The 14,906-nt window shown below is 66.0% G+C and carries 14 protein-coding genes; 4 read left to right on the forward strand and 10 right to left on the reverse strand.

Translation table 11 applies throughout. From position 1 onward, the window contains the following. Positions 1 to 188: 188 nt before the first annotated feature. From pqqE to ACSQ23_RS22670, 10 genes are all read right to left on the reverse strand, one after another. Positions 189 to 1,388 (reverse strand): pyrroloquinoline quinone biosynthesis protein PqqE, encoded by a 1,200-nt coding sequence (gene pqqE / locus ACSQ23_RS22625; protein ID WP_436091990.1) that lies wholly within the window; start codon positions 1,386 to 1,388, stop codon positions 189 to 191. After that, positions 1,385 to 1,714 carry a pyrroloquinoline quinone biosynthesis peptide chaperone PqqD gene (pqqD, locus tag ACSQ23_RS22630; RefSeq protein ID WP_055882757.1) on the reverse strand — a complete coding sequence of 110 codons (330 nt, stop codon included), beginning with the start codon at positions 1,712 to 1,714 and terminating at the stop codon, positions 1,385 to 1,387. Before pqqD ends, pqqE begins: the two co-directional genes overlap by 4 nt. Further along, on the reverse strand, positions 1,711 to 2,475 hold the full coding sequence (pqqC, locus tag ACSQ23_RS22635) for a pyrroloquinoline-quinone synthase PqqC (RefSeq protein ID WP_436091991.1): 765 nt from the start codon (positions 2,473 to 2,475) through the stop codon (positions 1,711 to 1,713). Before pqqC ends, pqqD begins: the two co-directional genes overlap by 4 nt. Then, on the reverse strand, positions 2,472 to 3,374 hold the full coding sequence (gene pqqB / locus ACSQ23_RS22640; protein ID WP_436091992.1) for a pyrroloquinoline quinone biosynthesis protein PqqB: 903 nt from the start codon (positions 3,372 to 3,374) through the stop codon (positions 2,472 to 2,474). The genes pqqC and pqqB overlap by 4 nt, the downstream gene beginning before the upstream one ends. Before the next feature lie 31 nt (positions 3,375 to 3,405). Further along, positions 3,406 to 3,489, reverse strand: coding sequence for a pyrroloquinoline quinone precursor peptide PqqA (pqqA, locus tag ACSQ23_RS22645; RefSeq protein ID WP_055046352.1), 84 nt, complete (start codon positions 3,487 to 3,489; stop codon positions 3,406 to 3,408). A gap of 102 nt (positions 3,490 to 3,591) precedes the next feature. Further along, entirely contained in the window at positions 3,592 to 4,659 is a 1,068-nt protein-coding gene (locus tag ACSQ23_RS22650) for a LysR family transcriptional regulator (RefSeq protein ID WP_436091993.1), read from the reverse strand. A gap of 251 nt (positions 4,660 to 4,910) precedes the next feature. Further along, entirely contained in the window at positions 4,911 to 6,260 is a 1,350-nt protein-coding gene (locus ACSQ23_RS22655; RefSeq protein WP_436091994.1) for an aspartate aminotransferase family protein, read from the reverse strand. A gap of 177 nt (positions 6,261 to 6,437) precedes the next feature. Next, positions 6,438 to 6,824: a RidA family protein gene (locus tag ACSQ23_RS22660; protein ID WP_436091995.1), complete on the reverse strand. Its 387-nt coding sequence runs from the start codon at positions 6,822 to 6,824 to the stop codon at positions 6,438 to 6,440. 17 nt (positions 6,825 to 6,841) lie between these two features. Next, positions 6,842 to 8,326, reverse strand: coding sequence for a M81 family metallopeptidase (locus ACSQ23_RS22665; RefSeq protein WP_436091996.1), 1,485 nt, complete (start codon positions 8,324 to 8,326; stop codon positions 6,842 to 6,844). Continuing rightward, a complete protein-coding gene (locus tag ACSQ23_RS22670) occupies positions 8,323 to 9,147 on the reverse strand; it encodes an IclR family transcriptional regulator (protein ID WP_436091997.1) in 825 nt (274 codons plus the stop codon). The genes ACSQ23_RS22665 and ACSQ23_RS22670 overlap by 4 nt, the downstream gene beginning before the upstream one ends. A gap of 224 nt (positions 9,148 to 9,371) precedes the next feature. Here ACSQ23_RS22670 and ACSQ23_RS22675 point away from each other — a divergent pair, with 224 nt between their 5' ends. The 4 genes from ACSQ23_RS22675 to ACSQ23_RS22690 all read left to right on the forward strand — a co-directional run bounded on the left by ACSQ23_RS22675 (position 9,372) and on the right by ACSQ23_RS22690 (position 14,875). Continuing rightward, complete coding sequence (locus tag ACSQ23_RS22675; RefSeq protein ID WP_436091998.1) at positions 9,372 to 10,838, forward strand: M81 family metallopeptidase; 1,467 nt, start codon at positions 9,372 to 9,374, stop codon at positions 10,836 to 10,838. Next, positions 10,829 to 12,127 (forward strand): alanine racemase, encoded by a 1,299-nt coding sequence (locus tag ACSQ23_RS22680; RefSeq protein ID WP_436091999.1) that lies wholly within the window; start codon positions 10,829 to 10,831, stop codon positions 12,125 to 12,127. The genes ACSQ23_RS22675 and ACSQ23_RS22680 overlap by 10 nt, the downstream gene beginning before the upstream one ends. Positions 12,128 to 12,149: 22 nt before the next feature. Continuing rightward, positions 12,150 to 12,920, forward strand: a complete 771-nt coding sequence (locus tag ACSQ23_RS22685) for an IclR family transcriptional regulator (protein WP_436092000.1) — start codon at positions 12,150 to 12,152, stop codon at positions 12,918 to 12,920. Between the two features lie 434 nt (positions 12,921 to 13,354). Then, on the forward strand, positions 13,355 to 14,875 hold the full coding sequence (locus ACSQ23_RS22690) for a M81 family metallopeptidase (protein ID WP_436092001.1): 1,521 nt from the start codon (positions 13,355 to 13,357) through the stop codon (positions 14,873 to 14,875). The last annotated feature ends 31 nt before the right edge of the window (positions 14,876 to 14,906 follow it).

The raw sequence follows: 14,906 nt of genomic DNA on the forward strand, positions 1-14,906 counted from the left end.
AAGAAGCGTCCTCGATCTGCGAAACACACTCGATGTCATCCCTGCGAAAGCAGGGACCCAACCATCCGCCTCGCGGGCTGGTTCCGGACGAGGGCAGAGCCCTCGCCGTGGGGTCCCAGCTTTCGCTGGGATGACAGCCGGTGGGTGTGGTTAGCACGCAGCCAGAGCTTTGGCTCTCGGCACGTGCCTCACAATTCCTGCTGGTCAGGCTCCAGTGTGCCACCCGCAAAGTTGCGGTAAATGTAGCGGTTCGTTCCGGTAGCAGACTCCGCTTCGGCCGTCCTGAAGATCTCGTGGTGGCGCGGCGACAGGCTGCAGGCGGGGTCGGTGTTGGCGGCGCTGCCGGTGAGGGCAAAGGCCTGGCAGCGGCAGCCGCCGAAATCCTGTTCCTTGAAAGCGCAACTCTGGCACGGCTCGGGCATCCAGCCGGTGCCGCGATAGCGGTTGAAGGCGTCGGAGTTCTGCCAGATCCAGGCGATCGAGTGGTTGGAGCGGACGCTTTCGAAATCGAGCTCAGTGATGGTCTCGGCGGCATGGCAGGGCAGCACCTTGCCGGAGGGGGTGATGTTGAAGAACTGCCGGCCCCAGCCGCCCATGCATTTCTTCGGGCGGTCGGCATAATAGTCGGGAACGACATAGTCGATGTCGAGAATGCCCTTCAGGCGTTCCGAGGCTTCCTCGACGATGCGGGTGGCGTCGTCGATCTGGGCGATGGTCGGCATCAGGGCGGCGCGGTTCTTCAGTGCCCAGCCGTAATACTGGACGTTCGCCACTTCGATGCGATCGGCATCGAGCGCTACGGCCATGTCGATCATGCCGGGCAGCTGATGGAGGTTCTGCCGGTGCATCACGGCGTTGACGGTCAGCGGCAGGCCGAGTTCGCGGGCCCAGCCGGCGGCTTCCAGTTTCTTCGAATGCCCCTTGAAGCCGGCGATGCGGTTGGCGAGTTCAGGTTCGTTCCCCTGAAAGCTGATCTGGATGTGGCAGAGCCCGGCGTCGGCCAGCGCCTGGAGCTTGTCGCGGCTCAGCAGCACCGCCGAGGTGATGAGGTTGGAATAGAGCCCGAGCTCGGTGGCGTGCCGGATCAGCTCGGCGAGATCTTTGCGAACCGTCGGCTCGCCACCGGAAAAGTGCACCTGCAGCACGCCGATTTCGGCGAGTTCGGTGAGCACCTGCTTCCACTCGTCGGTGCTGAGCTCGTTGCCGGCGCGCTCCATCTCGACCGGGTTGGAGCAGTAGCCGCATTGCAGCGGGCAGCGATGGGTGAGCTCGAGCAGCACGGCGAGCGGAATGCCGTAGCTCTCGGCGACGGACTTGTTTTCGAGGATGGCGAGGCCATCCGTTGGGTCGGCGAAGACGGGGCTGGTATCGAGCAGGGTGGGGCTCATGGCGTGGCCCTCCGGGCCTCGACGACGAAGCCGGAGCCGGCGAGGTCCTGCAGCATGGCGATGACATCGGCGCCGATCTCTTCGCGCGGCGCGGCGTAGGCAGCCGCCAGCTGGTCGATGATGGCGGCGACGCTGCGCTGGCCGTCGCAGAGCTGCAGGATTTCGACGGCGATCTCGTCCGGAGCCATGACGCGCTCGGGCACCAGCAGCACCCAGCGCTGGCGAGTCTCGTCGTAGCGGAGACGGGTGCCGCGGGCGAGGGTGGGGATGCTGTCCTCGGCAACGATAAGCCGGCGCCGGGCCGCCGGGGCGGTGGCGGTGCTCATGGCATGGCCGGGACGAAGGCGCCGGGCGGCACATGGCCCTCGACATAGGCGTGGTAGAGCGCGTCGAGCTGCACCCAGAGCACGTTGGTCTTGAAGATCAGCGCATTGCAGACCAGCTGGCGCTCGTAGGGGGTTTTGGCGTGCTGTTTGACATAGTTGAGGGCGAACTCGGAATCGCGTGGCGCCTGGGTGAGGCGGCGACTGAAATAGCTCATCACCTCAGGGTTCACGAAGTCATAGTGCTTCAGCATGCCCGAGATGCGCTCCTCATGGAGGTTCGGCGCGAACAGCTCGGTGAGTGAGGAGGCGATGGCCTCGAGCGGCGATTTCTCCCGTACGAAATGCACATAGGCTTCGACGGCAAAGCGGGTGGCCGGCAGGATGCCTTCGGCGCTCTCGACATAATCGGTGTCGAGGCCGAGGCCCTCGGTCAGCTTGATCCAGCGCTCGATGCCGCCCTCGGTGCCGATGTCGCCATCATGGTCGGCGATGCGGTGACGCCATTCGATGCGGGTGTCGCGATCGCGGAAGCGCGAGATCACCACCGCGTCTTTGATCGGGATGGTCGACTGATAGTAGTAGCGGTTGAGCGCCCAGGCCTGCACCTGGCCCTGGTTGAGCTTGCCGCCATGGAGCAAGGCATGGAACGGGTGGAGGCTGTGATAGCGGGTGGCGCCGATGAATCGCAGCTGTTCCTCGAGCTGCTCGGGCGTATCGAGCGGGGCGTCTGCGGCGACTGAGAAAGCCGTCAGTGCAGTCATAGCGTGATCTCCATCCCGTCGGCCGGTATCTGCCAGCCGGCCTGTTCCACCGCCTGACGCTCGGGCGAGCCGGGCAGCAGGGCAGGGTTTGAATTGTTGATGTGCAGGAAGATTTTCCGCTCGATCCCGAGGCCATCGAGGGCAGGGATGGCGGCAGACATGGCCATGTGGCCCATGCGCTGGCCGGTCTTTGCCGACAGACCGAGGCGGATCATCTCGTCATCGGTGAACAGCGTGCCATCGAAGAACACCAGCTTCGCGCCGCGCAGGTACGTTTCGACCTCGGGGGTGAGGGCAGCGCAGGCCGCGAGGAAGACCAGGCTCTCGCCGCTCGCCCGGTCGCGGATGACGAAGCCCAGCGTATCGCCAGCTTCGTTGGCGCTGGTCTCCTCGACGAACAGAGCGGCCTTGCCGGGGGCGATGAAGGGGAGGATTTCGAGACCGGACGGCGTGCCGTCGGGCAGTCGCGGCTCGAACGCCGCGTCGTGTGTAATGGCGATGCGGGGGACCAGCGCCGGCTTCAGCACGTTGAAGATCGAGTTGTCGGCGAGCAGGTCCAATACGCGCTGGTGACCGTAGAGGTTGAATGCCGTGCCCTCGCGCAGGTTCAACAGCCCGGCGATGGCGTCGACTTCACCATTCGAGAGGATCACGCCGGCGATTGGGCTATGGCGCAGCGCGCGCGGGTGGAGCGTCGGGGTCTGCGTGAGCTGCTGGCGGAGGTCGGGCGAGGCGTTGATCAGGAACCAGTGCGCCCGGTCGGCGCTGACGGCGATCGAGGCTTGCGTGGCCCGGAGCTCGGCATGGCTGGTGCGGGCGGCACGACAGTTGTCGCAGCCGCAATTCCATTGCGGCACCCCGCCACCCGCCGCGGTTCCCAGGACAATTATGCTGAGCATGAGGCCCGTCCCCGCGGCAGGATCGACGTGATTACTTGCGGGTCGCGCAAGCGTACATGTTGATTTCCATGCTCACCGGCACTTCGACCAGCTTGGGTTTCTTCCAGGACTTCATCTGAAGTTCTCCTCACGATTCACGGCTTGGTGCCGCGAGCGAGGAGTTTAGGGAGAACGCCGGGGCCCGCACTCTATCATGCTGATAGATAAGGCCTATTGGTTAGAATTCGGAGAGAGAAGCGCGATCGAGGAAGGGCGGCGTGGGGCGGATGCCGGGCAGCGCCAGGGTTTCCCCCGCGGCCTGCAGTGCATCGATCAGGCTCGCATAAGGCTCCTGCCGGCGGTATTGCGAGGCGACCAGCGCCACGATGCGCCGGGCATCGGCATTAATGCGATAGAGCCGCACGCCGTCGAGCGAAGCGCTGCCGCTGACGGTGGAGAGCGCCGGGGCGAGGCAGATGCCGGAGCCGGCGCGAACCAGCCCGATGGCTACCTCGAAGCTGCGGCACTGGGCGACGACGCGATGCTCGGGCAGCATCTGGTCGTACCAATCGGCGACGCGCTTGGCGTGCTGGGTGCCGAAGATGAACTGGATCGAGCGGTTGAGCATGGCCCAGTCTGGCGGCGCCAGTTCGCGCGGGTCGGCGATGTCGTCGAGGTTCAACTGCTCGGGGACGACGAGCACATAGGGGTCTTCGATGATGGGGATCTGCAGGAAGCCGACACTGGCCTCCGCCACCGAGTTGGCGGCAAGCAGGCCGATGCTGACGCGGCGGCCATAGAGCATCTCGAGGATGTCGGCGGGGGCGCTTTCCTGGATGTCGAAGTCGATATCCGGGAATTTGGACTGGGTGCTGGTCAGCGCCGCCGGCAGTACGACGCGCAGCACCGAATTGATGCCGGCGAGGCGGACGGTAACGCGGTGGCCGCCGCTGAACTGGCCGAGTCCATCCTCGAGATCCTGCATGTTGCGGAGGATCTGTTCGGCGCGGGGCAAGAGGTAGGTGCCGGCCTCGGTCAGCGTCATCTCGTTGGAGTGACGCCGGAACAGCCTTGTGCCGACAGTGGTCTCGAGTTTCGACAGCTGCTGCGACAGCGAAGGCTGGGCGAGGCCCAACTGCTTGGCCGCACGGGTCAGGGTTTCGGAATGGGCGACGGCCCAGAAGATGCGGAGCTGATGTAGGGTGATTTCCGGACGACGGGCGCGCAACGCGGTGCGCTGGCGCCCGGTCTGCAGCAGGGCGCCGAGATCCGCGGGGAGGGTCCGATCTTCGTCGTCGTCGGTCATATCGCTATTCCTAATGCGGGATTGGGCTTAGCGCGAGACGGCAGTCAGATGGCCAATGAAGAGGATTGGAGGTGGGGGGTGGGACGACGCCGCCGGATAGGCTGCCGCAGGCTGACCCCCACCCCTGTCCCCTCCCCGCAAGGGGGAGGGAGACCCTCACACTGATATCGAGGCTATCGTCTCCCTCCCCATTCTTAGGGGGAGGGGACAGGGGTGGGGGTCAGCCCGCACCGGCCCCAGTCATGAGAGCGCTATAGCGTCCCCTTGGCCTTCAGCTCTCGTACCGCATCCCGCATCGCGGCGAGCGTGTCGTTGATCACGCCGGCATCGTGCTCGCTGGAGAGGAACCAGGCGCCACGTTCGAGAGCGCGGACGCCGCGGTACATCAGGGCGGTGGTCAGGGCGATGTAGGCCGGGCGATTCATCCTGGCGAGATCGCGGTAGTCGCGGGCCGGCTTGTCGAGGCCGAGGGCGACGTGGAAGACCTGCGGGAAGCCGACCACCGAGGCGGTGACGCCGGCCGAGGCGAAGATTTCCTTGAAGCCGTCCTGCAGCGCGGTGCCGGCAACGCCGATCTTCTTGTAAAGCGCCGGGGTCAGCGACTTCAGGGTCGCGGCGGTCGCCGCCATGGCGATCGGCTGAGCGTTGTAGGTGCCGCCATGAACGACGCCGCCCGAGGTGAACATGTCCATCAGGTCGGCGCGACCGGCAATCGCTGCCACCGGGAAACCGTTGGCGATGGCCTTGCCGAAGGTCGAGAGGTCCGGGGTGACGCCGAACAGTTCCTGCGCGCCGCCGGGAGCGAGGCGGAAACCGGTAATGACTTCGTCGAAGATCAGGATGGTGCCGGTCCTGGTGCAGGCTTCGCGGACGCCTTCGAGGTAGCCGGGGAGCGGGTGCACGGCACCCTGGTTGCACATCGCCGCTTCCATGATGACGGCGGCGATATCGCCCTCGGCGAGGCGCGCCGTGAGCAGTTCGAGATTGTTCCAGGGCAGGACGACGAGGGTATCGGCAGTGTCCTTGAGCTGGCCCTTCGAGCCGATCACCGGGACCGGCGCATCGGCCGGACCGGCGGCGTCGAGGGCCGGGGCGGTGGACCACAGCACGTTGTCGAACCAGCCGTGATAGTGGCCTTCGAACTTCAGGATCTTGGTGCGGCCTGTGGCGGCACGGGCGAGGCGCATGGCGGCCTGGTCGACCTCGGAGCCTGACGAGCCGAAGCGCATGCGCTCGGCCGACGGCACCAGCTCGCAGACAAGGCGGGCAGCCTCGGCTTCGATGGCGGTCTGGCCGGCGAACAGGATGCCGTTGTCGATCTGCGACTTCACCGCATCGACCAGCGCCTGCGGCTTATGGCCGAGGATCATCGGGCCCATGCCGAGGTAGTAGTCGATCAGCCGGTTGCCATCGACGTCGTAGAGATAGGCGCCTTCGCCACGCTCGAATACCAGCGGAGTGGGCGAGATGTTGAGGCGGAAATTGCTGTTCACGCCGCCGGAGATCCACTGCGAGTTGGTGCGGATCGCCTCGACGGATTTATCGAAGCTGAGCGGGCGTGACTGAGCAGCCGATGGTGCGGCAGGGGATGTAACGGTCAACGCGGGACTCCTCAATTCTTCTAGTCCAAGTGGCCCCAGGGCCTGAAAGTTGTAAATGGCCGCCGGTTTCGCGAGGCGAAAAAATGGGCGGAAAGCCGATAAAGCCGGCACTAGTGCATTTTGATTTGGTCGCGCTTTCGAACCGGAAAAGTCTCACAACTTTTCCTGAAAGCGCTCCTATGCTTTGGAGTTCTTGGCGACGGCAATGCAGTCGATCTCGTAGCGGAGCGCCGCGCCGAGGCAATTGGTGATGGTGGTGCGGGCCGGGAACGGCGCCTGGAAGTACTCAGGATAGATGCGGTTGTAGAGCGCCAGGTCGGCGTCATCGCGCACATAGTTGCGGGTCTGGACCACATGAGCGAGGTCGCTGCCGGCGTCTTCCAGCACCTTGCGCAGGTTCTCGATCGAGCGGCGCATCTCGCCCTCGAAACTGTCCGAGACGATCTTGCCGGTGGCGTCCACCGACGCCTGGCCGGAAACAAAGATCAGGTCGCCGACCTTGGTGGCCGGGCTGAATGGCAGATGCGAGCGCGGGGTATCCGGCGCGCTGGGATATTCGATCATCGATATTCTCCTGGAGATCAGCTGATCGGGAAGACCGGCTTCCGAAGCCGCTGGTAGGGCAGGGTCTTGAGGGCACTGGTGCAGGGGCCCGGTGTGGTGACGGTGTAGCTGCCCTTGGCGATCTTGTCGTAGGCGCGGCGATGGGCAACGGCTGCCTTGACGCCGATCACCGACAGCTCTTCGGGGATGATGCCCTGCGAACGCAGCTGGCCGAGGTCGAAGGGCGGGGTTTTGCGGCTCGACAAGAGGATCTTGATGCCGTTGGCCTCGACCACGGCCGAGGGGCCCATATTGTAGTGGATGCCCTGCATGGCGGCGAGGTGACTGTGGCGATCCTCGAGGGTGAAGGCGCCGTCGGAGCGGCTGACGAAGCTGACTTCGAGCTCCACCGGGCCCGGGTCGAGCCGGCTGCCCTTGCCGCCGATCGACAGGGTGCGCCTGTCGCCCGGTTTGGCGCCATCGAGCGCGCGAACCGCGGCGGCATCGGCGATGGCGACGGCGGCATTGGTGATGCCGTGGCGGAGGAAGCCGCGCAGCACCGGGGTGCAATCGCCAGGGGCGCCGCCGCCGATATTGTCGGAGGGCTCGACGATGACATAGGGGCCGCCGGGGAGGGTCTTCACCTCACTGAGTGCGGCGTCGAGATCCCATTCGGTGGGAATGCCGAGCTCGCGCAGCTCGATGGCGAGGTTTTCCAGCCGGTCGAGAGCCGACTTGGCGTCGGCATCGCTGCCGGTGGTGGTGACGGAGAAGGCGACGCCAGCATCGGGGATGTCGGAGAAGGAATAGCCGGCGACGACGTTGACGGTCCAGATTTCCGGGTTTTCGGCTTCGATCCGGCGGGCCAGCGCTTCGAGATCGCGCATCGGGCGGTCGGCGGTACCAACGCCGGTGGGGGCCCAGATGATCGGAGCGTTGCGGGCGAGCATGTGCGGCAGCACACCGTCGCGCAGCGCGCGGGCGAGGAGGTGGGCCGAGCGGACCGCCGACTCGTTGGCGTCGGTATGCGGGTTCTCGCGATAGGCGACGAGGCCGTTGGCGTTCCTCGCCATGGCGGCGGTGAAAGTGGCGTGAAGATCGAAGACGCCGAACAGCGGCAGCGTCTCGGCGCCCGGCACCTGGCGGATGCGCGCCAGCAGCTCGCCTTCCGGATCGACGCTCTGGGTGGTGACCATGGCGCCGTGCAGCGCCAGCCAGATACCGTCGAGACCGCCGTCGGCGAGCGCCGCTGCGAGTCCGGCGCGCAGTTCGCTCCAGAACAGCTCGAACACCGCGTGGTCGGCTGTGCCGGAGGGGAGGGCAGAGAAGTCGGCGACCGGCACAACCTCCCAGCCCTCGGTTTCGGCGACCTCGAGGAAACCATCGATGGTCGAGCCGTCGCCGCGCCGCGCCGTTACTGCGCTGCCGCGGTTGATGGTGAACTCGCTAAGCCCGGTGATTTCGTCGACGAAGGTGTGGGTCTCGTGGAACAGGCCGGCGAGGAGGATGCGAGGCTTGGTCATTTGGAGCTCGGATGCGGCGCGTGATGGGTCATTTCGGCGGTGATCTCGGCGAGGCTGGCGACGAGGAGCTTGCCCAGCCGCTCGATATTGTCGGGCTCGTAACGGGCCGAGGGGCCGGCAATGCTGACGGCGGCGATGGCGTCGCCGCCGGGCCCGAAGATCGGCGCGGCGACACAGGCGCTGCCCATCTCGTTTTCCTCGAACTCGGTGGCCCAGCCGAGGGTGCGGCAGCGCTCGAGCACCGTCTCGAGCGCCTCGGGGTCGGTGATGGTGCGCGAGGTCGCGGCCGGCAGGTTGCCGACCGAATAGATGATCTTGCGGAAGTTGAGCGGCTGATGCGCGAGGAGCGCCCGGCCGCAGGCGGTGGAGTGGTAGGCGGCGCGGGTGCCGGAGTAAGAGGAAACGCGCAGCGACTGGCTGCCCTCGAGGCTTTCGACGATCACCGCGTCGGTCGGGCCGGGAAGCGCCAGGTTCACCGTCTCGCGCGTCGTGGCGCAGAGCCGGATCAGGTGCGGGCGGGCGATGGCGGCGATATCGAGCCGACGCTCGACCGCCTTGCCGTAGACCAGGTGCTGCAGGCTCAGCCGATAGGCCCCGGCCTTGGCGTCGCGCTCGGTGAGCCCGACATCGACCAGCGCGCTGACCAGGTTGAACGCGGTGGTCTTGGCGAGGCCGGTGCGGATCGCCAGGTCGCGCAGCGATACCCAATCACCGCCGGCCATGGCGTCGAGCAGCGCCTTGGCGCGAGCGACCGACTGAATACGGGCTTCGGCGGTGGGGAGGCTGGTCTGCGCGTTGTCAGGGGCGCTGGTTCTGGGCATTGGCACGGTCTCTCGCGGCTGGTTCCACATTGTAGAACAATCGCCGGATGGCTGTTACCGGCGCAATAAGACACGAGCGCCGGCATGGCGCAAGCAGTTAGACCAGCTTTTGCCGAGATGCGACCTCGGTAGAGTTGACAGCTCGGCTGCCAACATCTTTACATTCTCCGCGGCCAACGAAAGGCCGTTCCATCATATAGGATGGATGGCAGGGAGCGGATGTGTTGCGGGTCTTTGTAGCGTCGCTGGCCACCGAAACGAATACGTTCTCGCCGCTGTTCGTCGATCGCAGCGCGTTCGAGGAAGCCTTCTACTGCCCGCCGGGCACGCATCCGGATACGCCGACGCTCTGTTCGGCGCCGATGGTCGCAGCGCGACGCCGGGCGAAGACCGACGGTTTCACGCTGATCGAGGGCACCGCCACCTGGGGCGAGCCGGCAGGGCTGGTCTCGCAAGGCGCCTATGAGAGCCTCCGCGACGAAATCCTCGACCAGCTCAGGGCGGCGATGCCGGTCGATATCGTGCTCTATGGCCTGCACGGCGCCATGGTGGCGCGCGGCTATGACGACTGCGAGGGGGACCTGCTGGCGCGGACGCGCCAGATCGTCGGGCCCGACGTGGTGGTCGGCGCCGAACTCGACATGCACCATCACCTGACGCGACAGCGGGTCGACAATGCCGACGTACTGGTGGCGTTCAAGGAGTTCCCGCACACCGATTTCCTGGCGCGCGCCGAGGATCTGGTGGAGCTCTGCCTCCGCACGGCGCGCGGCGAGATCGAGCCGGTGACCGAAGTGTTCGATCTTCGCTCGCTTACCGCTGCGTTCATGACCAGCCGTGAGCCGGGGCGGAGCTTTGTCGACAAGCTGATAGAGCTCGAAGGCAAGGACGGCATCCTGTCGATCTCGGTGACGCACGGCTTCACGCCCGCCGATGTCGCCGATGTCGGCTGCAAGGTCTTCGTGGTGGCCGATGGTGAGCGCAACCGCGCCAAGGCCAAGGCGCTGGCCGAGCAGTTGGGGCGCGAGATCCTCGGCTGGCCGCCGGGCGCCGCAGCGCCCTATCACTACAAGCCCGAAGAAGCGATCCAGCTGGCGCTGGCCGAGCCGGGTCAGCCGATCGTCTTTGCCGATCGCTGGGATAACCCGGGCGGCGGCGTTGCCGGGGATTCCTCGGTGATGATCGATGCGCTCTTGGCGCATCCGGGGATCCCGTCGGCCATCGGCGCGCTGTGGGATCCGATCGCGGTGCAGTTCTGCCGCGCGGCGGGCGTCGGCGCGGCGATCCGGCTGCGCTTCTGCGGCAAGGTGTCGGAAACCTCCGGCCATCCGGTCGATGCCGACGTGGTGGTCAAGGCGGTGTCGGACAACCTGCTGATCCCGTTCGAGCAGAGCTGGGTGTCGCTCGGGCCGGCCGCGGCGATCAGCATCGGCAATGTCGATATCGTCCTCGCCACCGGGCGGTCGCAAACCTTCAGTCCGCCGGCTTTCACCAAGTTCGGCATCGACCTCGCGGCCAAGAAGGTCGTGGTGGTGAAGTCGTCGAACCACTTCTATGCCGCATTCTCCAAGATCGCGGCGAAGATCCACTATCTCGATACCGGCGGGCCGTTTCCGAGCGATCCCAGGACGATCCCGTACACCAAGCTCCGCCGTCCCATCTATCCGCTGGACCCCCACCCATGGCTCTGATTCCCCGTCTCGACCTTAGTTCCCTTGATCGCCAGCCGCTCGACCCGTTGACCAAGGGGCTGCCGTTCGACGCGCCTGAGCTGACGGTGGGCGCCGTCGGCCAGCAGGGCTGGAACGTGCTGAAGGGCGATATGCCGCTGCCGCTGGCGGTGATCCGGCAGGAGGTGGTGCGCGCCAACAGCCAATGGATGAGCGCCTTCACCGGGGACAATGACCTGGTGATCGCGCCGCATGGCAAGACCACGATGTCGCCGGCTCTGTTCGACCTGCAGGTGGCCGATGGCGCCTGGGCGATCACCGTCGCCACGGTGCAGCAGCTCAGTGTCTGCGTGCGCTTCGGGGTGAAGCGCGTGCTGATCGCCAACCAGCCGGTCGGCGCGCAGGCGATCGATGCCTGCTTCAAGGCACTGCAGGGCGACGGGTTCGAACTCTACTGCCTCGCCGACGGGCTGCCGGGGCTGCAACTGCTGGCCGACGGCGCCAAGCGCAACCCGCCGCCCAAGGGCAACCCACTGCGCGTGCTGGTCGAGATCGGCTTTCTCGGTGGGCGCACCGGAGCGCGGACCCGCGAGCAGGCGATGGAAGTGGCGCGCGTCGTCGCCTCGACGCCGGGCCTGGTGCTGGGCGGCTTCGAGTGCTTCGAAGGCCTGCTGCCGACACCGGAGGCGGCCGATGGGCTGATCGACGATGTGGCGGCGCTGGCGGTCAGCGCGCTCGCCGAAGGGTTGTTCCGCGATGGCCAGCCGGTGGTGGTGAGCGCCGGCGGTTCGGCCTTTTTCGATCGCGTCGGCACGCGCTTCAACCAGGTGGCGTTCGCGCGCCCGGTGGTCAAGGTGCTGCGCTCGGGCTGCTACCTGACGCATGACTCGATCTCCTATGCCGCCGCGTTCGAACGGATCATCAACGACACCTCGCTGAAGCTGCCGGAGGGCCGCCTCGAGGCGGCGCTGGAAGTCTGGGCCTATGTGCAGTCGCGCCCCGAGGGTGGGCGCACGGTACTGACCATGGGCAAGCGCGACATCAGCTTCGATGCCGGCATGCCGGTGCCGCTGCGCTGGTTCCGGCCGGGCAGCATGACGAAGCCTGAGACGATGCCAACGGGGCATACGGTGGTGGCGCTCAACGACCAGCACTGTCACATGACCACGCCCGCCGACAGCCCGCTCGAGGCCGGCGACATGGTGGCGTTCGGCATCGGGCACCCGTGCACGACCTTCGACAAGTGGCAGATGCTGGTGCTGGTCGACGAGGACTACGGCGTCACGGCCGCACTCAAAACGTTCTTCTGACCGATCAACCAAGGGGTAAGCGATGAGCAAGTCTGGTGGCGACTATATCGTTCTTCCTGTGATGAAGGCCCTGCAGGTGCTGGATTACGTGGCGCGGCAGGGGCACGACGTGACGCTGACCGAGACGGTGCAGGAACTGAAGCTGCCCAAGACCACGGTGTTCCGCTACCTGCAGACGCTGTCGGCGGCGCAGTTTCTCGAGCACGACCTGAAGCGCGACCGCTATGGCGTGGGCAGCAAGTTCCGCTCGCTGGCGCGGGTCGACCAGGAGTTGCAGGGCTTGCGTGATATCGCCCAGCCGGAGATGCGGACGCTGATGGAGACCTTCCACGAGACGGTGAACCTCGCCGTGCTGTCGGAGAACGAGGTGGTCTATATCGATATGCTGGAGCCCGGCCGGCCGTTGCGCGCCAATGCGCGGATCGGCCACCGGCATCCGGCGCACTCGACCTCGCTGGGCAAGGCCATGATGGCCTTCCTGCCCGATGCCGACGCGCTGGCGCTCAGCAGCGAGCTGCCGCAGCGGACCATCAACACGCTGACCGATGCCGACAAGCTCAGGCGGCAGGTCGATGACGTGCGGCGGCGCGGCTACGCCATCGAAGTGGGCGAGAACGAGGACGGGCTGATGTGCATCGGCGTGCCGATCCTCGACCGGACCGGCTACCCGGTGGCGGCAATGAGCCTCTCCGCGCCGGAGCGGCGGATGAAGCCGGAACTCACCATAGTGGCGGCCGATGCGCTGAAGGGCGCCGCCAAGCGGATTTCCACACATCTGTCGGCGCAGCACTAGGGCGTTTGCGGCGCGCCCGGCGAAGCTGGTGGGCTCGACCCTTGAACAGCCCACCGGCTGTCATCCCAGCGAAAGCAGGGACCCATTTCACAGCCCTTACCAGAGGAGAGTTGGATCCCAGCTTTCGCTGGGATGACATCGCAGGTGGAGTGATCGTGGTGGGTTAGCCGAGAGGTCCTTCACCCTTTCTCCCAGCCACTCCTAAGGTCGAAGTCCCGTGCCACCGTTGTTCCCCCTGACGAAACCTGGCGTTATTGACACCATTTTGGGCCGTTAATAGCGTGATGATCTACGGGTGCGCCCTGTGATCGCAATGGCTTAGCGCTCCGTTTCCGAGACTATTCTGAAGTTCTCCGCCTTTGGAGAACCGATACGACTGTCCACCGCGCCAAACCTCATTTGGCGGGACGGGATGGCGTTGCCGGAGATTGGCTTTGCGTATTGCCGTTATTCACGTCGCCCAGGAAACCAACGACTTCAATCCGGTCCTCACCACGATGGCGGACTATGAGGCGTTCGGCATCTACGAGGGGCGCGACATCGTCGAGAAGCTGCGCGGGCTGGGGCAGGTCGGCGGCTTCCTGGAGGTGATCGAGAAGTCCGGTCTCGACATCGAGATCGTGCCGATCATCCGTGCCTGGGCGGTGGCCGGCGGGCGGATCGACCGGGCCTCTTACGACTATTTCGATGACAAGATCCGCGAAGGGCTCAAGGCGGCGCTGGCCGCGGGGCCGATCGACGGGTTGGCGCTGCAGCTGCATGGGGCCTGCGCCGCCGAAGGGATCGACGATGTCGAGGGCGAGCAGGCGGCGCTCTGTCGGCAAATCCTCGGGCCGGATGTGCCGATCGTGTTGGGGCTCGATCACCACGCCAACGTAACGCAGAAGATGGTCGACAGCGTCGACGCCATCGTCGGGCACCGGACACAGCCGCACGATACGTTCGATACCGGGGTAATCGGCACTGAGCTGCTGCTCAAGATCCTCACGGAGAAGCTCAGGCCGACCACGGCGTGGCGGAAGATCCCGCTGGTGTCGCACCAGGAGCAGTTCCTCACCTCGAGGGGGCCGATGAAGGCCTGGTTCGACCGGGCGCGCGCCATGGAGGCCGACCCCCGGGTGCTGCAGGCGTCGAATTATCCGATGCAGCCCTGGCTGGATGTGGCCGAAGGCGGCTGGGCGACCATTGTCGTCACCGACAACGACCAGGCGCTGGCCGAGAAACTGGCGGACGAACTGGCCGATCTCTGCTGGTCGCTGCGTGACGACTTCCAGGTGCGCGAGGCGGTGTCGATCGACGATGCGGTGCGCATGGCGGATGCCGAGTCCGAGGGTATCGTGGTGCTGTCCGACACCGGCGACACGGTGTTCGGCGGCTCGGCCGGTGACAGCAACCTGATCCTCGAGGCGATGCTCCGGCTGAAGCTCAAGAGCAAGGCGCTGGTGCCGCTGATCTCGCCGGGTGCGGCGAAGACCCTCAGCGAAGCCGGCGAGGGTGCCCAGGTGACGTTGCTGCTCGGCGGCGATGCGGCGCCCGAGTTCTTCACCCCGATCGAAGTGACGGGCACGGTGCGGACTGTCGGCGGCGGCATGATCCATATCACCGACGGCCACCAGAACGAGGTCGATCTCGGCCAGGCGGTGATCTTCGATGTCGGGCCAATCACCATGATGATCACCGAGTTGCGTGGGCTCGCCGGCAACCTGCCGCAGCTCTACGAGGCGATGGGCGTGGACCCGCGCGACTACAAGATCGCAGTGCTGAAGACAGCGTCGAACTTCCAGTATTTCGCGCCGCTGACCTCGCGGGTGATCCGTGCCGATACGCGCGGCCCCGGCCAGTCGGATGTGTTCACGCTGCCATGGAAGCGGGTGCCGCGGCCGATGTACCCGCTCGATCGGGTCCCGGACTGGCGCGCCGTGCCGTCGCAGCCGGGACCACGCCGGCGGGCCTGATCATTTGGTTTCTGCCTGTTGCCGTCACGTC

It is taken from the genome of Devosia sp. LjRoot16, from assembly GCF_964252795.1.
In the GTDB taxonomy this organism is placed as follows: Bacteria; Pseudomonadota; Alphaproteobacteria; order Rhizobiales; family Devosiaceae; genus Devosia_A.

Coding starts and splice junctions, on each gene's coding strand:
- pqqE (WP_436091990.1), bottom strand. CDS start 1,388: ATGAGCCCCACCCTGCTCGATACCAGCCCCGTCTTCGCCGACCCAACG.
- pqqD (WP_055882757.1), bottom strand. CDS start 1,714: ATGAGCACCGCCACCGCCCCGGCGGCCCGGCGCCGGCTTATCGTTGCC.
- pqqC (WP_436091991.1), bottom strand. CDS start 2,475: ATGACTGCACTGACGGCTTTCTCAGTCGCCGCAGACGCCCCGCTCGAT.
- pqqB (WP_436091992.1), bottom strand. CDS start 3,374: ATGCTCAGCATAATTGTCCTGGGAACCGCGGCGGGTGGCGGGGTGCCG.
- pqqA (WP_055046352.1), bottom strand. CDS start 3,489: ATGAAGTCCTGGAAGAAACCCAAGCTGGTCGAAGTGCCGGTGAGCATG.
- ACSQ23_RS22650 (WP_436091993.1), bottom strand. CDS start 4,659: ATGACCGACGACGACGAAGATCGGACCCTCCCCGCGGATCTCGGCGCC.
- ACSQ23_RS22660 (WP_436091995.1), bottom strand. CDS start 6,824: ATGATCGAATATCCCAGCGCGCCGGATACCCCGCGCTCGCATCTGCCA.
- ACSQ23_RS22665 (WP_436091996.1), bottom strand. CDS start 8,326: ATGACCAAGCCTCGCATCCTCCTCGCCGGCCTGTTCCACGAGACCCAC.
- ACSQ23_RS22670 (WP_436091997.1), bottom strand. CDS start 9,147: ATGCCCAGAACCAGCGCCCCTGACAACGCGCAGACCAGCCTCCCCACC.
- ACSQ23_RS22680 (WP_436091999.1), top strand. CDS start 10,829: ATGGCTCTGATTCCCCGTCTCGACCTTAGTTCCCTTGATCGCCAGCCG.
- ACSQ23_RS22685 (WP_436092000.1), top strand. CDS start 12,150: ATGAGCAAGTCTGGTGGCGACTATATCGTTCTTCCTGTGATGAAGGCC.